Source organism: Shewanella sp. SM101 (genome assembly GCF_025654465.1).
GTDB classification, from domain to species: domain Bacteria; phylum Pseudomonadota; class Gammaproteobacteria; order Enterobacterales; family Shewanellaceae; genus Shewanella; species Shewanella oncorhynchi.
The window spans coordinates 32,159-53,362 of sequence record NZ_JAKKRH010000010.1 but is presented as its reverse complement, the minus strand read 5'-3'; the positions used below and the strand labels follow the sequence as shown (position 1 = coordinate 53,362).

The 21,204-nt window shown below is 46.3% G+C and carries 21 protein-coding genes; all 21 read left to right on the top strand.

What is annotated here, in order from left to right:
• Positions 1-50 precede the first annotated feature (50 nt).
• The 21 genes from L5M38_RS07395 (at position 51) to L5M38_RS07295 (ending at position 21,065) form a co-directional block, all read left to right on the top strand.
• On the top strand, positions 51-929 hold the full coding sequence (locus tag L5M38_RS07395; RefSeq protein WP_263178682.1) for an MSHA biogenesis protein MshI: 879 nt from the start codon (positions 51-53) through the stop codon (positions 927-929).
• Positions 926-1,528: a fimbrial assembly protein gene (locus tag L5M38_RS07390; protein ID WP_263178681.1), complete on the top strand. Its 603-nt coding sequence runs from the start codon at positions 926-928 to the stop codon at positions 1,526-1,528. The genes L5M38_RS07395 and L5M38_RS07390 overlap by 4 nt, the downstream gene beginning before the upstream one ends.
• Complete coding sequence (locus L5M38_RS07385) at positions 1,525-2,175, top strand: MSHA biogenesis protein MshJ (protein WP_198573053.1); 651 nt, start codon at positions 1,525-1,527, stop codon at positions 2,173-2,175. Before L5M38_RS07390 ends, L5M38_RS07385 begins: the two co-directional genes overlap by 4 nt.
• Complete coding sequence (locus tag L5M38_RS07380; RefSeq protein ID WP_263164322.1) at positions 2,162-2,482, top strand: MSHA biogenesis protein MshK; 321 nt, start codon at positions 2,162-2,164, stop codon at positions 2,480-2,482. Before L5M38_RS07385 ends, L5M38_RS07380 begins: the two co-directional genes overlap by 14 nt.
• Positions 2,483-2,496: 14 nt before the next feature.
• Positions 2,497-4,179 carry a pilus (MSHA type) biogenesis protein MshL gene (gene mshL, locus L5M38_RS07375; protein ID WP_263178680.1) on the top strand — a complete coding sequence of 561 codons (1,683 nt, stop codon included), beginning with the start codon at positions 2,497-2,499 and terminating at the stop codon, positions 4,177-4,179.
• Between the two features lie 6 nt (positions 4,180-4,185).
• Positions 4,186-5,094: an ExeA family protein gene (locus L5M38_RS07370; RefSeq protein WP_263178679.1), complete on the top strand. Its 909-nt coding sequence runs from the start codon at positions 4,186-4,188 to the stop codon at positions 5,092-5,094.
• A complete protein-coding gene (locus L5M38_RS07365; protein WP_263178678.1) occupies positions 5,091-6,404 on the top strand; it encodes a tetratricopeptide repeat protein in 1,314 nt (437 codons plus the stop codon). The genes L5M38_RS07370 and L5M38_RS07365 overlap by 4 nt, the downstream gene beginning before the upstream one ends.
• Positions 6,401-8,161, top strand: coding sequence for a GspE/PulE family protein (locus tag L5M38_RS07360; RefSeq protein WP_263178677.1), 1,761 nt, complete (start codon positions 6,401-6,403; stop codon positions 8,159-8,161). The genes L5M38_RS07365 and L5M38_RS07360 overlap by 4 nt, the downstream gene beginning before the upstream one ends.
• 2 nt (positions 8,162-8,163) lie before the next feature.
• Positions 8,164-9,384: a type II secretion system F family protein gene (locus L5M38_RS07355; RefSeq protein ID WP_126491075.1), complete on the top strand. Its 1,221-nt coding sequence runs from the start codon at positions 8,164-8,166 to the stop codon at positions 9,382-9,384.
• 50 nt (positions 9,385-9,434) lie between these two features.
• Positions 9,435-9,929 carry an MSHA biogenesis protein MshF gene (locus L5M38_RS07350; RefSeq protein ID WP_263178676.1) on the top strand — a complete coding sequence of 165 codons (495 nt, stop codon included), beginning with the start codon at positions 9,435-9,437 and terminating at the stop codon, positions 9,927-9,929.
• Between the two features lie 76 nt (positions 9,930-10,005).
• Complete coding sequence (locus L5M38_RS07345) at positions 10,006-10,623, top strand: prepilin-type N-terminal cleavage/methylation domain-containing protein (RefSeq protein WP_105251278.1); 618 nt, start codon at positions 10,006-10,008, stop codon at positions 10,621-10,623.
• Positions 10,624-10,750: 127 nt separating this feature from the next.
• Positions 10,751-11,272, top strand: coding sequence for a type II secretion system protein (locus L5M38_RS07340; protein WP_263178675.1), 522 nt, complete (start codon positions 10,751-10,753; stop codon positions 11,270-11,272).
• A 172-nt stretch (positions 11,273-11,444) separates the two neighbouring features.
• Complete coding sequence (locus L5M38_RS07335) at positions 11,445-11,942, top strand: type II secretion system protein (protein WP_199850901.1); 498 nt, start codon at positions 11,445-11,447, stop codon at positions 11,940-11,942.
• Entirely contained in the window at positions 11,932-12,486 is a 555-nt protein-coding gene (locus L5M38_RS07330; protein ID WP_263178674.1) for a type II secretion system protein, read from the top strand. Before L5M38_RS07335 ends, L5M38_RS07330 begins: the two co-directional genes overlap by 11 nt.
• Positions 12,486-13,337 carry a PilW family protein gene (locus L5M38_RS07325; RefSeq protein ID WP_263148052.1) on the top strand — a complete coding sequence of 284 codons (852 nt, stop codon included), beginning with the start codon at positions 12,486-12,488 and terminating at the stop codon, positions 13,335-13,337. Before L5M38_RS07330 ends, L5M38_RS07325 begins: the two co-directional genes overlap by 1 nt.
• Positions 13,327-13,806, top strand: coding sequence for an MSHA biogenesis protein MshP (locus L5M38_RS07320; RefSeq protein ID WP_263148054.1), 480 nt, complete (start codon positions 13,327-13,329; stop codon positions 13,804-13,806). Before L5M38_RS07325 ends, L5M38_RS07320 begins: the two co-directional genes overlap by 11 nt.
• Positions 13,796-17,530, top strand: coding sequence for a DUF6701 domain-containing protein (locus tag L5M38_RS07315; protein ID WP_263178673.1), 3,735 nt, complete (start codon positions 13,796-13,798; stop codon positions 17,528-17,530). The genes L5M38_RS07320 and L5M38_RS07315 overlap by 11 nt, the downstream gene beginning before the upstream one ends.
• 340 nt (positions 17,531-17,870) lie before the next feature.
• Positions 17,871-18,920, top strand: a complete 1,050-nt coding sequence (locus L5M38_RS07310; RefSeq protein WP_105251284.1) for a rod shape-determining protein — start codon at positions 17,871-17,873, stop codon at positions 18,918-18,920.
• Positions 18,921-18,964: 44 nt separating this feature from the next.
• The gene (mreC, locus tag L5M38_RS07305) at positions 18,965-19,969 is read left to right on the top strand and encodes a rod shape-determining protein MreC (RefSeq protein WP_263178672.1); all 1,005 of its coding nucleotides are present in this window, start codon (positions 18,965-18,967) and stop codon (positions 19,967-19,969) included.
• Positions 19,969-20,457 (top strand): rod shape-determining protein MreD, encoded by a 489-nt coding sequence (gene mreD / locus L5M38_RS07300; protein ID WP_105251286.1) that lies wholly within the window; start codon positions 19,969-19,971, stop codon positions 20,455-20,457. The genes mreC and mreD overlap by 1 nt, the downstream gene beginning before the upstream one ends.
• Positions 20,458-20,459: 2 nt before the next feature.
• Positions 20,460-21,065, top strand: a complete 606-nt coding sequence (locus L5M38_RS07295; RefSeq protein WP_219250667.1) for a Maf family protein — start codon at positions 20,460-20,462, stop codon at positions 21,063-21,065.
• Positions 21,066-21,204: the final 139 nt, after the last annotated feature.

Genomic DNA, 21,204 nt, shown 5'->3' with positions numbered 1-21,204 from the left:
GCGAAAGAGACTACTCAAGCTTTTAAATTCAGTTGGTTATAGGCATCTTTATGGAAAAAAGTCTTATAGGTCGATTAGCCTTTTGGCAGAAGAGAACAGAACCGACTAGCCTTGGTGTCTATGTCTGCGCCGATAAATTATGGGTTTACGCACCTGCCCAAAAAGAAAATGCTGAGCAGTGGCTACCCTTTGAGCTGAAAGATGATCACTGGTCATTGGCGTTTGCTGCTGTGGCTAAATCCTTTCCCAATGCACAGTTACAGCTGATTTTGGCTTCAGGCCTTTATCAATTACTGCTGACCGATAAACCGAATGTCGATACTGTCGAATTATCCCAAGCCTTGCTATGGTCAATTAAAGACATGGTCACGCTACCTGTACCGCAAATCCATTTGGATTACTTTGAGTCACCCATTCCGAGTAATAAAATCAATGTTGTGGTGGTGGATAAAGCTAAGTTAGTGAGCATGGTGCAGGCCATTCATGAACAAGATTTACAACTTTTCGGTATTAGTATCGAAGAGTTAGCCGTAACTAACCTATTTAATGATGACAACCAAGCGCGTCTGGTAGTAAGCCATAATCCCGGTCAAGAATTGCTACTGACTGTGGTTAAGCAAGGTCAGCTGTATATGCAGCGTCGCGTGCGTGGATTTACTCAATTGGATAAGACTCAAGCGGATGAGTTAAGTTATGGCATGGCAGACAATTTAAGCTTAGAAATTCAGCGTTCTATGGATTATTTTGAAAGTCAATTGAGACAGGCTCCGGTATCTTCTATCGAACTCCTCGCCGATGGTGCCGTGGATACTTTAGCTAAGTTAGTCTCGGCAAACTTCAATCAAGCTGTGAATGTCATTGATAAAAGCTGTGTTGGCGCGCGAATGGCGGGATTAGCCTTTGCTGAATTTTATCGAGGTACAGAGTGATTAAATACCGAGTCAATCTTTACACTCCTTCATTATTGCCCCCGAAGCAAAGATTAACCTTTGCGCGTTTAAGTGCTTACGCCTTGGTTTTTGCGATCTTATTTGCGGTTTTAGGTGGTTATATCTACTGGCAAGTCAGTGAGTTACAACAGGCCCAGCAGTTGGCTGCCCAACAAAAGCAGCAATTCGATACCCAAAAACAGGCATTAGAAGCACAAATTGCTGCGCGTAAACCCGATGCCGATCTTGTTGCGCGAGTCGATTTAGCGGAACAACAGTTAGAGTTGAAGCAATTACTCATGGGAGAATTGAGTCTTAGGACTTCTTTAACTAGCCGTGGTTTTGCGCCAGTTCTTAAAGATTTAGCCGTCGTGTCGGATGCGAGTGTTTGGCTTAGTCATATCGTCATTAATGAGCAAGATTTTATGTTCGAAGGTTTTGCCGACCATCCTCAAAGCATTCCGCAGTGGATTGGCAAACTCAAAACTACGCAGACTTTAAAGGGGCAAGCTTTCTCGTCGATGAGCATGGATCGCGGTGAAGATAAACCTTTGGCCTTTACCTTGAAAAGCGATAACAAGGAGGAAGCCGCGCAATGAAGCAAAAGTTAGCCCAATTAGGACAACAGTTTGATGCGCTAAGTCGCCGTGAGCGAGTGTTGATCTCAGTCGCCATTCTGGCCGTGGTCGGCATGCTGAGTTATTTACCCTTAGAGTCCCTGTGGAAAACCCATGTGGCTGTTTCACAACAGCTAAAAGCTTTAGAGCAGGAAAACGCGATTTCGGCTCAGCAGGTTGACTTGTATCAGCAACGTTTAGCGTTAGATCCCAATCAAGATTACCAACAGCGTTTAGTGTTGTTGCAGCAACAAAATCAAGCCCTAGATGCCCAGCTCGATGAGCAGATGGTGGATATGGTGCCGGCTGACTATATGCCGCAGTTGCTGGGTAATTTACTAGGACAAGTGCAAGGGATTAAATTAATTAAGTTTATGTCGATAGCGCCCATCCCTTTGTTACCCGTGGGTGAAGAGAAAAAACTCAATCTATATAGCCATGGTATTCGCTTAAGTCTAGAGGGCGATTATTTTTCTGTGTTGCGCTTTGTTGAAGCCGTTGAGGCCATGCCAGATAAACTTTATTGGAAGCGTCTCGACTATAAAGTCGCAGAATATCCAAAAGCGACCGTTGAGATTGAACTTTATACCTTGAGTATTAATAAGGACTTCATCAGTGTCTCTAAATAAGTCTTATATTATCAGTGTGTTGTTATTGGTTAGTAGCCCTATGGTGTCTGCTGAATCGCTGCGCGACCCGACTTTGCCCGGTAAAGGCTTTGCTGTGCAGGGTCATGCGAGTCAAACGCAGGATCAGGCGCTTGTACTTAACAGCATAGTAAGCTCAGGAAACACGGCTTATGCTGTGATAAATAACAAGATATTGTCTGTTGGCGACAGCGTTCAGGGGCTGAGTATCGTTAAAATTACCCCCACTTATGTATCGCTGTCCGATGGACGGAAATTGACATTGTTTCAAGCAATAACAGAGAGATAGGGAATACACCTCAGATGAAAGCGATTAAATACTTTACACCTCTGCTCTCACTTTGCCTTGTGGCGTGTCAGACCACAAATAGGCCACAGCCGGAGGCGAGTAAGGCAGAATTAGCGGCCTCAATGGCGACGGCAACGGCATCAACGACGCCACCGTCTGCGACTATGCCGGACGCGGTTCAGCGGGAATTGAATTCAGGCGCATTGCTATCAGGTTTGACCCCCACATTGGAAACTGAGCGTCGTTTCGATGTATCAGCCCACGATGTTGATGCTAAAGTATTTTTTCCAAGCTTAGTCCAAGGTACACCACTGAGTGTCGCCGTACATCCTGACGTGCAAGGTACGATCTCATTATCCCTTAAAGGTGTGACGTTAACTGAAGCAATTCAAGTGGTTGAAGATATCTACGGCTACGAAGTGAGTCGCGAAGGGCGCATCCTAAGAGTGTTTCCTGCTGGGATGCGTACCGAGACGTTTCCGCTGAATTATCTCTATATGGAACGCGATGGCTTATCTGTGACGTCAGTGAGTTCAGGACGGATTTCGGATAGCAATAATTCCAATAGTAATTCGAACAATAACAATTCAAACAATAGCGGCTCGAATAATAACAATAATTCGAACAGCAGTAATGGCAATAACTCGAGCAGTAATGGCGGTAGCGATAGTAGCAACGGTACTTTTATCCGTTCGCGTACTAAGACAGATTTTTGGGGGGAGTTGAAAGAGACATTATCCTCGATAATCGGCGAAACAGGTGGCGGTCGTCAGGTTGTTGTTACGCCGCAGGCGGGTTTAGTGACCATTCGTGCTTTTCCTAGTGAATTACGTCAAGTGCGTACTTTCTTAAATTCCGCAGAAAGTCATTTGCAGCGCCAAGTGATTTTAGAAGCGAAGATCCTCGAAGTCACCTTATCCGATGGTTATCAGCAAGGTATCCAATGGGATAATGTGCTGGGACATGTTGGCAATACGAATGTGAATTTTGGAACATCAGCGGGCCCTGGTTTAAACGATAAAATCACCTCGGCGATTGGTGGTGTGACCTCGCTGAGTATTAAAGGTTCTGACTTTACGACCATGATCAATCTGTTAGATACCCAAGGCGATGTGGATGTATTGTCTAGCCCAAGGGTGACTGCATCGAATAACCAAAAAGCGGTGATCAAAGTCGGTACTGATGAGTACTTTGTCACCGACGTTTCATCGACCACAGTTGCGGGTACAACGCCTGTGACCACTCCACAAGTCGAGCTTACGCCATTTTTCTCGGGCATTGCCTTAGACGTTACGCCGCAAATTGATAGTGACGGTAATGTGTTATTGCACGTGCATCCATCCGTTATCGATGTGAAAGAGCAGACTAAAGACATCAAAGTGAGTGACGCTTCGTTGGAGCTACCTTTAGCGCAGAGTGAAATTCGTGAGTCTGATACTGTCATCCGCGCCGCCTCCGGTGACGTAGTCATCATCGGTGGCTTGATGAAGAGTGAAAACATTGAAGTGGTATCGCAAGTGCCTTTGTTGGGTGATATTCCTTTCCTAGGTGAATTGTTTAAAAATCGTAGTAAGCAGAAGAAGAAAACTGAGCTGATTATTCTGTTAAAACCTACGGTAGTTGGCGTTGATACCTGGAAAACTGAGCTACAACGTTCTAAGACCTTATTAGATCGTTGGTATCCGGAGACAAAGTAAGCTTCTATGTATCAGAAGCATTTTGGCCTAAGCCAAGCCCCATTTTCACTGACACCCAATACCGGATTTTTTTTCGGCCTGTCGCCACATGTGGAAGCCTTGCAAGTGTTGCAAACCGCGCTGCAAACGGGCGAAGGCTTTATCAAGGTGACAGGGGAAGTGGGGACTGGCAAAACGTTGATTTGCCGCAAGCTTATCAACGAGTTGCCGAGTCAGTTTCATTGCGCATATTTGCCTAATCCTTATCTCACTCCTACTGAATTACGTTGGGCGGTAGCGAGTGAGCTGGGCCTTAAATACACCAGCAATATCGACCAGCAGCAACTCACTGGACTTATTCAACAGCAGCTTTTAGCCTTGAGCGCCCACGGGCACGCCATCGTATTGGTACTCGATGAAGCGCAGGCATTGCCGGACGACAGTCTTGAGGCGCTGCGGTTATTCACTAATCTGGAAACCGAGACACGCAAATTATTACAGGTAGTGTTATTTGGGCAACCCGAGCTCGATGACAGGCTTAAACGCCAAGAATTTAGGCAATTAAGACAGCGTATTACTTTTAGCTACAACCTTCGCCCACTGACATGGGATGAAACCGACGCTTATATTCGCCACCGATTAGCTATCGCTGGGCGTGCGGGCGAACCACTCTTTACATCACGGGAAACACGTCAGATAGCCTATGCGTCCCGAGGGATCCCCAGATTGATCAATATTCTTGCCCATAAAGCCTTGTTATTGAGTTTCGGCGAAGGCGCTACTCGTGTGCAAACCTCCCACGTTAAAGCCGCAATTCAAGACACCGAAGATGCGAGTGTTCGCCGATTATTATCGTGGAAATGGTTGCCTTTTTTCACTTTGATGACAGTGGCTTTCGGTTTGGGATTACAACACTTTTTCAGGGGTGTTGTATGAGCGTGATCAACAAGATGCTGCAGGATCTCGACAAGCGTCAGCAGGGGCATGAGCTCAGCAACGTGGCTCAGCCACAGGTGCAATATTTAGCTCGCAAGCGGGCTCCGTTTAATGGGCTGCTGCTCTGTGGTGTGTCATTGCTATTCGGTGGAGGCGCGGTTTATGGCTGGCAATTATTCACAGCAAAGCCTGCAGAAGCGACTATTTCGGCTCAAACAAATGGGCAAAATGAATCTACTCAGACTCAAATCGAGTCTGTTCAGATAGACAAGATTACCTCGAGACAGTCTCCAGCAAGCGTCGATGTCGTCGAAGAACCGCTTAAAGTTGCGACTACGCAGGAGTTTACGACTAAGAATGAAGAGCTTGAACCCAGTGTCGACGACGTTGTACTTAATCAGCCGCAAGAATTTGAATCAGAACATGATGTTGAACAAGAGTCACAACGGCAACAAGATGAGAGCTCAGTACTCGCAGATGACCTAGTCAATACGTCAAGCGAGCCAAGCCATTCACAGTCAAATCGTGTGACATCGAGTGTGCGAAGCGCCGAGGTCACTGCTGCCGCACCCTCTGCATTAATGATGTCAGAACGTGCCAGTGTTGCCGCCGATAATGAACTTAACGCGAGCAATGAGCTTAAAGTACAAGAAGTTAAAGCTGATGCAGGCACTAATCGACTCACGCCCCAACAGCAAGGGCAAATGGCGATTACTGAGGTGGAGTTGACCCCAAAGCAGCTGGCGCAAAAGCGGTTTACCTTAGCGAGCGAGGCTGAAAGGGATGGCAAACTCAAAGATGCCATTAGTTATTATGAGCAAACATTAGGCTTTGATCCCAGCATGCATGAAGCGCGCAAGCAGTTAGCTGCGCTGCATTATGGGCAAGGTCAATTAGCCAAAGCCAGTGAAGTGTTACAGCAAGGCATGCTGTTATTCCCACAGCAGTTAGACTTTGCCTTATTGCTTGCTCGGGTTCAGCAAGCCTCTGGTCAGGCTGATCTCGCATTAGTGACGTTAGCCAACATACCTGACACGCATTCACTGGCGAGACAAAAGTGGATGGCACAATCGGATTTGGCGCAAAAGTTAGGACAGTTTTCGTTGTCAGAACAAGCCTATAGACAATTATTGCAACAAGAACCTCAACAGGCTAAATGGTGGATGGGGCTGGCCTATGCGCTCGATTCGCAGCAACAATTTCCTCAAGCACGCCAAGCCTATCGGACTGCTTTAGGCCATAGAGGCTTATCGGCGCAAGCGAGTGCCTTTATCGAACAACGTTTGACTCAGCTAGGAGATAGCCAATGAAACCCAGATTAAAAATGCGTTTGGGCGATCTGTTAGTTCAAGAAGCCATTATTACTGAAGCGCAGTTGCAACAGGCGTTGGCTGAGCAGCGCAATACGGGCAAAAAACTGGGTCGTACTCTGATTGATTTGCAATCGATTACTGAACATCAGTTACTGCAGTTCTTGTCGCAACAATTGAATGTGCCTTTGCTGGATATCAGTAAAATGCCAATCCCAGCGGAAGTGGTGCATCTTATTCCTGAGGTGCAAGCACGACGTTTCCGCGCTTTAGCGGTTGAAGACAGGGGCGATAGCGTATTAGTTGCAATGAGCGACCCCGCGGATTTGCAGGCGCTCGATCACCTCGAAATGCTTATCGCACCTAAGCGTTTGAAGTTAGCGGTAGCGCCCGAGCAGCAACTGCTGCAAGCGTTTGATAACTTATATCGCCGTACAGACCAAATTGCCCAGATCGCCGGTAAGCTCGAAGAGGAATACGCCGCCGATGAGATGTTCGATTTAGCCAGCCTCACGTCGGGTGACAGTGACAATGAAACCACAGTGGTTAAGTTGCTGCAGTCGATTTTTGAAGATGCGGTGCAAATGCGCGCCTCGGATATTCATATCGAACCCGGTGATAAAGCCTTACGTATTCGCCAGCGTATCGATGGTCAGCTACATGAAACGATTCTGAATGAAGTTAATATTGCTGCGGCTTTAGTATTACGACTTAAGTTGATGGCAGGTCTCGATATTTCCGAGAAACGTTTGCCGCAGGATGGTCGTTTCCATATGGAAATCAAAGGTCATCATATCGATGTGCGTATGTCGACTATGCCGATTTACCACGGCGAATCTGTGGTGATGCGTTTACTCGATCAATCAGCGGGTTTATTGACCTTAAACGAAACCGGTATGCCGCCTGCTATTTTGGCGCGTATTCGTAAACAGATTAAACGTCCCCACGGCATGCTACTGGTCACAGGTCCAACGGGTAGCGGCAAAACGACCACCTTGTACGGTATTTTGAGCGAGCTCAATACCGCCGACCGTAAGATCATCACGGTCGAAGATCCGGTCGAATATCAATTGCCGCGGATCAACCAAGTACAAGTTAACCATAAGATTGGCTTAAACTTTTCAAATGTATTACGCACCACCTTACGTCAAGACCCCGATATCATCATGGTGGGGGAAATGCGTGACCAAGAAACCGTGGAGATTGGTCTTAGGGGCGCATTAACGGGTCACTTTGTGCTATCGACCTTGCACACCAACGATGCGGTCACCAGTGCGCTGCGTTTACTCGATATGGGCGCCGCCAGTTATTTGGTCGCCAGTGCCTTAAGGGTGATTATTGCCCAGCGTTTAGTGCGCCGAGTCTGCCATAACTGTGGGGTAGAGTATCAACCGACACCGCAGGAAAAAGCCTGGCTGAGTAGTGTGAGCCATAAAGATTTTACCCATGCGAACTTTAGAATCGGTACAGGCTGCCAGAGTTGTAACGGCAGCGGTTATCGTGGCCGTATTGGTATTTTTGAGATCCTCGAGCTCGACGAAAAGATGATCGATGCGATGCGTACCGGTAATCCGCAGGATTTCGCCAGAGCCGCGTTGCAGAGCCCTAACTTTACCCCGCTCGCCGAGTCAGCGTTGCAATATTTGAGCGAAGGCATGACGACCATTGAAGAGGTGGCTAAGCTGGTAGAGGACGTGAGTGAATCTCAGATACCTTTGTCGAAGGATATTATTAGCCAACAAGGCGTTGAGGCGTAATTATGCCGATTTATCAATACCGTGGACGCAGTGGTCAAGGTCAATCCGTTACGGGACAATTGGATGCCGCGTCGGAAAGTGCCGCTGCTGACATGCTATTGGCGCGTGGCATTATCCCCCTTGAAGTCAAAGTCGCCAAAGTGGCTAAGTCGTTCTCACTGACTAAGTTATTTGGTGGCAAAGTCGCGTTAGAAGAATTACAGATTTTTACCCGACAAATGTACTCCTTGACCCGTTCTGGCATTCCTATTTTGCGGGCGATTGCAGGCTTATCTGAAACGGCGCATTCCCAGCGAATGAAAGATGCGCTTAATGATATTTCTGAGCAGCTCACCGCAGGGCGACCCTTGTCATCATCCATGAATCAACATCCCGATGTGTTTGATTCTTTGTTTGTTTCTATGGTGCACGTGGGGGAGAACACGGGTAAGTTAGAAGATGCCTTCATTCAACTTTCAGGTTATATCGAGCGTGAGCAAGAGACGCGGCGACGAATTAAATCGGCCATGCGTTATCCCATGTTTGTATTGATTGCGATTGCGCTCGCTATGGTGATCCTCAATATCATGGTGATCCCTAAGTTTGCCGAGATGTTTTCTCGCTTTGGCGCCGACTTGCCGTGGGCGACAAAAGTGTTGATTGGTACATCAAATCTATTCGTGAATTATTGGGCGCTGATGTTGGTGGCGCTGATTGGCACTATCATTGGCATTCGTTACTGGCACCATACGGAAAAAGGTGAGAAGCAGTGGGATAAGTGGAAGTTACACATTCCCGCCGTAGGGTCGATTATTGAGCGTTCGACGTTAGCCCGTTATTGTCGCAGTTTCTCTATGATGCTCAGTGCGGGCGTACCGATGACGCAGGCCTTAAGTTTAGTGGCCGACGCGGTAGATAATGCCTACATGCACGACAAGATAGTCGGTATGCGCCGTGGCATAGAGTCTGGCGACTCTATGCTGAGGGTATCGAATCAGAGCAAGTTATTTACGCCACTAGTGCTGCAAATGGTGGCTGTGGGGGAAGAAACGGGGCAAATCGATCAATTACTCAATGATGCGGCAGATTTCTATGAGGGTGAAGTAGACTATGATTTAAAGAACCTCACCGCGAAATTGGAGCCAATTTTGATCGGTTTTGTGGCCGTGATTGTCTTAGTGTTGGCCTTGGGGATATACCTGCCAATGTGGGATATGCTCAATGTGGTCAAAGGCGGTAAGTAAGCGATATGGATAATATTTATTTCCTATCTTATACGTGGGACTGAGGTTAAATGCAGACTCAGCAAAAGGCTGAAAGCGATCTATTACGTATCTATGGACGTATGATCGCCATTGGAATTGTGTTGGTTATCATGGCGGTGATCGGAGCTAAGTACTTTTTTACGCTACCGCAAATTGCGGCTCGTGGATTGGAAGTGGAACACGCTCGTTTTTTAAATGTGCTGGTGATGGTGCGTTCCCAGTGGTTGTCTTTGGGTAAGCCGGCGCAATTGCAGTTGAACTGGGAGGTATTTGATAATCCCTCCCTAGAAACTGAGTCGAGTGTTGTCGATATCAATGATTTAGGATGGCCACAACCTAAGCACTTAAATGCTCAAGGCTGCCAAGATTTGTGGCAACAGTTAATGGGCGCTGAAACTGATAATTTAGGTCTAGAGGCGGATTATTTGGCTAAGGATAATAGCTGTCACTATCGGTCTAAAAATGGCGATAGTTTAGGCTATCAACTGAACTCTGGCAGGGTCATTTTTTTGACTGCTCCGTAAAATATTGTTAACTCAATGGCTTTTTAAAATTGATTTAACTGTTAGAATAAAATTTCTGAGGTCTGGGGACATATATATGAAAACTAAGCAAACAGGGTTCTCATTAATCGAACTTGTGATTGTGATTGTGATTTTGGGTTTACTCGCCGCAACTGCGATCCCACGATTCTTAAATGTCACCGATGATGCTGAAGATGCCAGTGTTGACGGTGTGGCGGGTGGTTTATCGACTGCAGTTAGCTTTGTGCGTTCTCAATGGGAAGTCGATGGGCGTCAAAATAGCAGCGTTATCCTCGACGGTAACACAGTAAATGTCGATACACGTTTTGGCTATCCAACGGGAACTTCAGTAACCAGTGCGACAGCTATGACAAATGCCAGTTGCCAAGAAGTGTTTAACACTGTGTTGCAGAGTGCTCCACGTAACGTATTATTTAACCAAGATGCACGTAATCAACGTTATACCGCTCGTGTTATTAACGCCGCAGGCGGCAGTGCTAACTCAATTACTGGTGCAGTCGTCGCAGGTTTAGATTTATGTGTTTATCACCAAGTGGCTTCACTGGTGCTAAATCAAACGAATGGTGTACCCACTCCTGCCCCTGATTTAACAACGGTAGGTGCTAAGGGAATAGTGTATAACCCAGGCACAGGCAGAGTATTAAGCTTCACCCAAACACCATTTGTACCATAGGCCGTAATTAATAGTTTTATTTTGTTCATGTTTTAAGTAGCTTAGTTTAAAAGTAATCGAGTCTAAAAGTGACTTAACTTAATTAGTACTCACACGAGTACTCACTTAGAAAGAAAGGTAGTTTTATATGAAAAGACAACAAGGTTTTACCTTAATTGAATTAGTCGTAGTGATCATTATCTTAGGTATTCTTGCTGTCACAGCGGCACCTAAGTTTATTAATTTGCAAGGTGATGCCCGTGCTTCTGCAATCCAAGGTATGAAGGGGGCTATTCAAGGTGCAAATAGCTTAGTTTATTCAAAAGCAGCATTAGCAGGTAAAGAGACAAAAGCAACTGATACATTGGATATCGCAGGTACTAGCGCAACTACCGATGATGTCGCCATTGTTTATGGTTATATGGATGCGACTAAAGCGGCCTTAGAAGCTGGCATGGATGTTAAATTTGATGCTGGTACAAGCCCCACTGCTACTGGTTCAAATGATTGGGTTATTAATGTTGATACCACTGCCAAAACTGCAACTATATGGCAACGTGGCGCACCTGCCGATGTCGCTTCTCCTGCAGCAAGCTGTAAGATTGTATATCAAGCACCTGCTAGTGCTGGCGCTTTACCAACGATTACTCTTACAGATAATGGTTGTTAATTTGAATTATGGAAAAAGGCCTGCCTAGCAGGCCTTTTTTTTAGGTAAAATGCAGTTCTTACAGGATTTTAAAGAAATGAGTCCGCCAAGGATTTGCTGACATTTATTTGCGTTAATCATACCGTTGGCAGAAACTGAACCTAGCACTTGAAATCAGCAATTAACCCGAGCGATGCTTAACTTCTCTATGTCAAAACAGGCCGGATTTACCTTAGTCGAATTAGTGACGACCATCATCTTGATTTCAATTCTTGCTGTGGTTGTACTGCCTCGCCTGTTTACCCAGTCTTCCTACAGCGCTTATAGCCTACGTAACGAGTTCATTAGCGAGCTGCGTCAAGTACAGCAAAAAGCGCTCAATAATACTGACAGGTGTTTTCGTGTAACTGTTTCTGGCACTGGTTATCAAGTGAGTCAATTCTCTGCCAGAAATGGAGCAGCTTGTTCTGGTACTGAATTATCGCCAAACCCGCTTTATACCCAAGCTTTTCAAGGTGGTGCTCAATTAGTGCTAGTAAGCCCTAACAGTACTAACAGCAGCAACTTCAGCCTCGATTTCGATATCGATGGTAGCACTTCGTTGGCTTGTAATGGGCAATGCATTAATGTGATTGCTAATGACACTGTGATGATTAACGTCTCCAGCGAGGGTTATATTTATGCGAATTAATCCTCTACTGTTTTCAATAAAAAAATCAATAAAAGCATCCCAAAAAGCCAAACCACAGCAGGGTTTTACCCTTATCGAATTAGTGATTGGCATGTTGGTGATTGCCATTTCGATAGTGATGCTAACCAGTATGTTATTTCCACAGGCGGATCGTGCGGCTAAGACTTTGCATAGAGTGAAGAGTGCCGAGCTTGCTCATTCGGTGATGAATGAGATCTGGGGCAAGCGTTACGATCAAAACACTAATGCCAATGGTGGTACGCCAGCCTGCGGTAGTCCACTTGGAAGCAATTGTTCCATTTCCTTGGGTCCTGAGGTGGGTGAGAGTCGTAACGACTTTAACGATGTGGACGATTACAACGGCTTAAATGAAACCGCGACTATGCTCAACTCAACCCAAACCTATGCAAATGCTTATCCTAACTATCGCTTAAGCGTCACCGTTGCTTATGGCGCAGTGTCCAATACTAAGCTAGTGACGATTAATGTGACTACGCCCGACAACGAAGTGATTACTTACAATATGGTGAGGAGTAATTACTGATGGCCTCACCTTTATCTACGGTTAATAAAAAATCCACACTAGGTTTTACCTTGGTCGAGATGGTCACCGTTATCTTGATTCTGGGGATTCTTGTGGTCGGGGTGAGTAGCTTTATTATTTTTGGTACGCGGATTTTTGTGGAGTCGAGTTCAGTCGATCAGGTACTCAGTCAGAGCCGTTTTGCCGTTGAGCGAATGACCCGTGAGCTACGTAGTGCTTTGCCCAACAGTGTGCGTCTTAATAGCGATTCGCTGACCTATCAATGTGTTGAATTTGTACCGATCGAGGCCAGCACGACTTATCTTGCTATGCCAATTATCCCCGCTGCGGCCGCGAGTACTGGCATAGTTATTCTAGATAATACCGCGAGTGCGATTCGCGTGAATCAATTCGCTTGGATCTATCCCTTGGTTGACGCCGATGTGTATAGCAGCGCGAGACAAAAACGAGCACAGATTAAAACACCTCCTCTGACCTTGGCTAATCAAGTGACACTGACTTTTACTGCGCCAACACGTTTTGCCGAAGCATCACCACGACAAAGGATCTATTTTGGTTCGAGTCCTGTGAGCTATTGCTTTGAAAAGGGGGCAAGCGGTAATGATTTGCAAATAGTGCGTTATGCTGGTTATAACTTTAATACCGTTCAACCAAATCCAGCCACTATGGGCACGGGCGTGCTAATGGCGCAAAGTGTGGCAAATGTTTTAAATAATGGTGCTGATTTACCGCTGATTTTAACGCCATCTAGCCTAGTGAATAATGCCATGGTGCATTTACAACCGCGGTTTAATGTAAATGGTGAGACGTTCCAATATCGACATCAAGTGCAGGTGATCAATGTCCCTTAATTCACATTGTCGCTCGGTAGGGCGTAACTCAGCATCCAGATCATCACTATCAAGATCGTCCTCTCACGCTCTGCCTGCGCGTCAACACGGCAGTGCATTGATTATTGGCGTATTTGTGATCACTGTGATGTTTCTACTGGCGTCAGCCCTGATCAATATTGTGCAGGATGGGGATACTGGATTAACCCAAGAGGTGTGGGGGACTCGTGCCTTTGCTGCCGCGAACAGTGGCGCCGATGCCGCATTGGCAACATTGTTCCCATTAAATGGTTTAGTTGGCATTTGCCCTGCAACGAGCACTTGGAATCCTCCTAATGTAACCGGTTTCCATGCCTGCACTGTGACCTTGACGTGCAAAGCCTATGCGGTAGGTACAACCACCCAATATCGAATCAACAGTAAAGCAGTATGTGAAAGCGGCGAGACCCGTGTTAGCCGACAAGTTGAGGTAGAAGCTCGTGGGAATTAATCTTTTTTATCGTGCCATATTGGCAGCACTTATCTTGAGTTTTCCCTCGTCAGTGATGGCATTCGACCCTATTGACCAGACTGTTATTTTTGCCAAGGTTGCTCAAGGACACCATGGTGATAATTCTAATGTATGCCATCAAATATCATCGGCACAGCTGATGATAAACGGTAATGGCATCATTAATGGTACTGGTGGTGCTAGATTAGATTATTGTTCGAGTAACGATGGCAGCGGGCTTGCTGATAACAGTTGTGATAACGGGTCTGGTGGAGTGCGAAAATGTACTATTGATGGCAGTGATATTCGAGGGTTAAATTTAACTGGGAACAACGCTTTTTTATCGAGTAGCGGCGCTGGTGGCGGTTATGGTTCTTGTAATACTGGCGAGCAATTAACGCTTGGTGGTAATGGGCAAAGTCAGTTTAGCAATGTTTCGCTTTATTCTGCTTGTACTCTGACTCTATCGGCAACTCAAAATGAGTATCGATTTAACGCTATCGCTATTGGGGGTGGCGCGACACTCGTTTTACCTGAAGGGGACTATTGGGTAGATAGTTTTACTTTGAATCAAGATGCTAAGGTGATTTTGCAAGGCAATGTCCGCATTTTTATAAAGCAACAGTTTGAATTAAATGGCAGTAAATTCAATGAAAATAATGCTGCTTCTGCTCTTATTATCGGTTATAGCAATATTCAGCTAAATAGTGATGCTGTACTCAATGGGCGAGTTTATAGCGATGCAACATTAAGTCTAAATAATAACTCGATTATCAATGGCCGAGTCACCAGCCGTTATTTGGTTATGAGTAGTGGTCGTATTAATGATTATGTACCGGTATTACAGTGTTTTAATGACACTTTCTCCCAAAGTGCATTAAGTAGTGATTGGGTCGTTTCCCGTAGCAGCGGCACTTTTACTCCATCTATTCGGAGTGGTCGATTACGCTTAACCGAAGCTAAATCTGACCAATCTACGGCATCTACCTATCAAAGACTCTTTCCTGGAAAAGCTAACTTAGTGGAGATCCAGTTTGATCACTATGCCTATGGTGGCAATGGTGCCGACGGCATTGCGGTGGTGTTATCGGATGCTTCTATAACGCCGCAGCCTGGCGCCTTTGGCGGTCCATTGGGTTACGGTTATAAACCTGGTATTAATGGGTTCGCGGGTGGTTGGCTTGGGTTTGGTATTGATGAGTTCGGTAACTTCTCTGGTGAAGGCGGTAGTTCTAATGTCGGCCAGCGACGCCAGTCCGTTGCGGTTCGCGGTTCGGGTGTCGGCACGTCAGGGTATAATTATTTACGCGGCGCTTGTAGTAATGGCACTACTAATACGAACGGTAGTTGCTTATCGCCTGCGGTAGACGGCAATAATGTGTCGCCTGCGCACAGGTATAAAATCACAATTGATTCGCAAGCCGCGAATCAATCTATTGTGAAAATTGAGCGTAATACAGGTTCTGGTTTTGTGACTTTAGTTCCCGCATTTAACGCCGCAGCACAAAATGGTCAGGCGGCCATTCCAAGTGATTTTTTATTGTCTTTAACGGGCTCAACGGGGGGCTCAAATAACAACCACGAAATCGATAACGTGCAAATTTGTGCGTTAAAATCGAATCCTATTGGTGCTCAGATCGATCATTTTGAGTTTGATCATACGGGTCAAGGTCTGACCTGTAATGCTGAGACGGTAACGATTAGAGCCTGTGCAAATGCGAGTTGTAGTCAACTCTTTACTGCACCTCTTAGCGCAATCTTATTACCTGATTCTGCGGCAGATGGCGTATGGGTTGGCGGTAATCAAGTGAGTTTTAGCGGTGGCACGGCGCAACTGCAACTGAGGCGAAATACTCCCGGTGTAGTGACTTTAGGCGTGAAGGGCTCTAATCCCACCACTAAACCATTAAGCAAAACCCTTTGTAGAGTTGGCTCAGGATCCTTGAGCGAGAATGCTTGCTCACTGACTTTCGCCGACAGTGGGTTTATCTTCGACGTGCCCGATAAATTGGCCAATAAACCTATTAATGTGTTGGTCAAAGCTGTGAACAAATCCGATGAGACTCAGCAGTGTGTTCCAAGCTTCCAAAGCCAGACCAAAACGCTGAATTTCTGGAGCAGTTACCAAACGCCAAGCGCGCCTATCTCGTCTAAAGCCGTCACCATCAACAATACGGCAATTGGCACCTCGAGTGCCTTGCCTACGGCGGTGAACCTGCTGTTTGATACCAACGGACAAGCAAGCATTTCAGTCAATTACCCTGATGCAGGTAAATTACAATTAGATGCAAAATATACAGGTACTGGTGATGAACAGGGCTTAGTCATGGCAGGTTCAGACCAATTTGTCAGCGTACCAGCGGGATTGTGTGTTAAGCCTGTAGATGCCAATGCTAGCTGCTCAAGCGCGAATATGACGTGTAATGTTTATCGTAAAGCGGGTCAAACCTTTGGCATGACAGTACAAGCGATGGCATGGGAAAAAGATGGCGATCCGGACTTTTGTTCGGGCAACTTACCCACGCCTAACTTTAGTGATGCGCAGATGAAGCTTGCCAGTAAAGTCGTTGCGCCAAGCATTGCCAACGGCGGACTTGATGGGGCGTTAGGCGTGGCATCCTACAGCCACTCGGCACAGGCCAATAATCTCAATACCTTAACTAATCAGACGATTAGCGAAGTGGGGGTATTCCAAATTGCGGCGCAGGCGAGTCCTAACTATTTAGGGACGGCAAGCAGCTTAAATATTCCAATTGGCTATTCTGCTAATATTGGCCGTTTTGTGCCCGATAGATTTTTAGTCAGTAACGTATCGGTCATACCTGCCTGTGGCGGCTTTAGCTATATGGATCAGCTGTTCCCTATGTCGATGGAGCTCAGTGCTTTAAATATCGCGGGGGATATAACGAAAAACTATTTCCCGCCATTTTCCCTCGCCACTGCCAAATTAGTGGGAGAAAACAACAATAATGGTGTCGATTTACAGAGTCGCTTAAGTGCCTTACCTATAAAGGCTGATAGTTGGAATCAAGGTGTGGCGATGGTCGATGCTTCTTACCAAGCTAACTTTAGTCGGGTGACCCCAAATGTGGCGACGAATCTGTATCAGGATGGCCCCTTCGAGCTGCTCGATATTGGCGTGCAATTGATGGATAACGATCCCCGGCCGAATGGGCTTTACAGCTATGTGGCCTCACCAGACATGGATGCGGCATCTACAGGCACTTGCACTAACTGTAATGCTAAGAAAATCAGCACTCAAACCCTCCGTCATGGCCGTGTGGTGATGGATAACACCTATGGCCCTGAGACAGAAATACTGCGTATGCCGACTCGGGCCGAATATTGGAATGGCAGCAGTTGGGCCTTAAATACTGCCGATAACTGCACAACGGCAGTGTATGCTTTGGGTTCGAAGGTTGATCATTCCGCTCTGGGTTACAATTTTGATCCCGACTTAGTGGTGGGACAAAGTGTTGTGCGTTCTGGCGGGACTGCAACATTCCAAGCTGGCCAATTTGAGTTGCTCTGGCAAGCCGTTACAACAAGTGGGTTGCCATACCGCGGCCAAGTGACGGCGCCCTTGGATGTGTCGACATGGCTAGAATGGTACTGGAATTGGAATGGCGTATCACCAACAGCGGTCACTGAACCGCGGGCAAGTGCGTATTTTGGTCGTTATCGAGGGCATGACAAAATAATCTATTGGCGTGAGGTAAACTAATGTGAGTTATTTCTCTCATTAAATTGAACTCAGGCTTTCCCTTGAAATGGGCTGCCATTTCACTTATTGGAAGTCGACGAAAACGCTTGTAACAGATTCTAAATGCAATGCCTTAGTTTGATATTTGTTGCTGAATTGTGTGTTTACTCGTTTTTTGTTGCTGATATTTTCGTCAATAAACAGTATTTTCCGCTTAAATACTGTTTTTTACGTGGCGATTTGAAAAAAAATCACTTCATTAGCGATTGTTAACCTCCTCGGTCTTGTGGAATCAGGGTGGCATTGATAAAGTTAGCTGATTTTTCTTTTCTTCTGACTCCACAGAATACAGGCTAGTTACATGTTTAAGAAGCTACGCGGCATTTTTTCTAATGATCTATCGATCGATTTGGGTACAGCTAACACATTAATTTATGTTCGTGGCGAAGGCATAGTCCTCAATGAGCCTTCTGTTGTTGCTATACGTGGTGAGCGTAGTGGCTCCGGTCAGAAATCTGTTGCCGCGGTCGGCACAGAAGCTAAACAAATGCTAGGCAGAACGCCTGGCAATATCCAAGCTATCCGCCCAATGAAGGACGGTGTTATTGCAGATTTTTATGTGACGGAGAAAATGTTGCAGCACTTTATTAAACAAGTGCACAACAATAGTTTTTTTCGTCCAAGTCCACGCGTGCTTGTGTGTGTGCCCGTTGGTGCTACTCAAGTAGAACGCCGTGCGATTCGTGAATCAGCCATGGGCGCTGGTGCTCGCGAAGTGTATTTAATTGAAGAACCAATGGCAGCTGCGATTGGTGCGGGTTTACCCGTATCTGAAGCGACCGGCTCTATGGTGGTGGATATCGGTGGTGGTACCACTGAAGTCGCGATTATTTCACTTAATGGTGTAGTGTATTCGTCTTCGGTACGTATCGGCGGTGATAAGTTTGATGATGCGATCATCAACTATGTCCGCCGTAATTACGGGAGTTTGATTGGTGAAGCCACGGCTGAGCGTATCAAGCACACTATCGGCACTGCTTATCCTGGCGATGAAGTGCTCGAGATCGAAGTCCGCGGCCGTAATTTGGCAGAAGGTGTACCTCGTAGCTTTACACTGAACAGCAATGAAATTTTAGAAGCCTTACAAGAGCCATTATCTGGCATCGTAAGTGCTGTGATGGTGGCGTTAGAACAATCTCCACCAGAATTAGCTTCAGATATTTCTGAGCGCGGTATGGTGTTAACTGGCGGCGGCGCTTTATTGCGTGATTTAGACCGTTTATTAATGCAAGAAACCGGAATTCCTGTAATGGTGGCGGACGATCCATTGACCTGCGTAGCACGTGGCGGTGGTAAAGCCCTCGAAATGATTGATATGCACGGCGGCGATCTGTTCTCCGAAGAAACCTAATTTAACTTCGGTATGGGGCGGTTAATCACCGCCTTAGCTTTCCTATGAAGCCAATTTTTGTTCGTGGTATTTCAAACCAATTCCGTCTGACACTGGCAATTATTTTGTCGGTGGCTTTGCTCGTGGCTAATCATCGCCTCGATCCTGTACGGCAATCGTTATCCTCTTTTTTTAGTCCATTGCAGTATTTAGCGAGCGTGCCCGGTGTTGCGCTTGACTGGTCGTCTGAAAGTTTTGCCACCCGCAATATGTTAGCGTTGCAAAATAAAGAGCTGCTCAGGCAGCAACTGCTGATGAGTGAACGCTTACAGCGTTTCGAACACTTACGCCAAGAAAATGAACGTTTACGCGCACTGTTGGGCTCACCAGCCTACCTTGATTCGCGCAAAATGGTGGCTGAAGTATTGGAAGTTGCTAGCGATCCTTTCCATCACTATGCGGTGTTAAACCATGGTTCACGCAGTGGTGTATTTGTTGGGCAGCCTGTAGTCGACGCCCAAGGGGTTGTTGGCCAAGTGGTACAAGTCAGTGAAATGACCAGTAGGGTGCTATTGCTCTCCGATGTATCACACGGATTACCTGTGCGTATCACCCGTAATGATGTGCGCCTTGTTGCCAATGGTACGGGTGAGTTAGATGAAATAGAGCTGCGCCATGTGGCCAAGAGTACTGACATTCGTGTCGGCGATTTGCTGGTCACCTCAGGTTTAGGGAATCGTTTCCCGGAAGGTTATCCGGTCGCGCGGGTAATGGAAGTGTTGACTGAAGATGGTCAAAGTTACGCTCGAGTTACCGCCCAGCCTTTAGCGGCTTTAGATCGTATTCGTTATTTATTGTTGATTTGGCCATCCCCCGATTCTGGTGTGACTTTACCGAGTCAGCCTACCGTGTCTGCTGCGGATCATTCATCGAGCGATAATGTACCAAAAGCAGATAGCGCTGTTCCTGCTGGCGGAAGTGTCACGCCAGCAGAGGCTTCTAAACCTGTGACCGCGCCTGCGACCAAATCGTCAACGGAAACCACTCCTCCTGTGGCTGAGGTGCATTAATGAGTTTTCAGGCCGCCAATGGGCGCTTTATTGTTTGGGTGACATTATTTATCGGCGTGATCAGCCAGATCATGCCTTTGCCAAGTGCTGTTGATGCTTGGCGTCCAGACTGGCTATTAATGATTGTTCTCTATTGGTCTATCGCATTACCCCACAGATACAACATCTTAACCGCATGGGTTTTAGGCCTAGTATTAGATATTTTATTGGGAGCCACCTTAGGTGTGCGCTCTTTAGCCATGTCTTTGGTTATTTATATCGCTATCTTGCATTGCCAGCGTTTGCGAAACTTCCCTCAATGGCAGCAGTCGTTAGTGATCATGCTACTGATTTGTATTTATCACTTAGTGATTTACTGGGTGGAATTTGTGATGCAAGAGGCTGTTTTCAAAACAGATCTATTTTTACCTGCGATTTCAGGATTAGTGATCTGGCCTTGGATATTTTGGATTTTACGTCGGGTTCGACGTCATTATAAGGTTCGTTAACTGTGGATTTAGTTTTAGCTTCAACTTCGCCACGTCGCAAAGAATTATTGGCACAGATTGGATTCGGTCGTCCTGAGTTTAGTTTCACGCAAGTGGCACCTGATATTGATGAAACTGTGCAACAGGGCGAAGCGCCAAGGGATTATGTACGACGTTTAGCCGCTGAAAAAGCCCAAGCTGGACTGGCATTATGCGCAGATATGTCACAGCCTGCAGTATTAGGTTCTGATACTATCGTAGTGCTTGAAAATCAAATCTTAGGTAAACCGCTGGATGTGGCCGATGCTAAGCAAACGCTCAGTGAACTGTCTGGCCGAACGCATACTGTGATGACGGCTGTGGCACTGACCTACAAAGCAGGCGAGTCTGACTCAACCTTAAAAACCTCAGTGCGCTTAGTCGAAACACAAGTGCGTTTTTGCGTTTTATCGGCAGCTGACATTGAGGCTTATGTGGCTTCAAAAGAGCCCATGGATAAGGCGGGCAGTTATGGCATTCAAGGGCTCGGCGGTTGCTTTGTGGCTGCAATTGAAGGCAGTTATTCTGGCGTTGTAGGTTTACCTCTGGTTGAAACGCGTGAGTTGTTAGCCGAAGTTGGCTTTATTTAACTGCTGCTGGTTGCTTATATTGCGATTTTGGCTTGAGGTTAGAATGAACCTTATTGGCGTTTAGGGCTCTGAATCGAGTACTCCAATGACGTTGACCTTGTTCCTTTATTCGGTTTTCATGCTTAGAGAGTTTGTAACT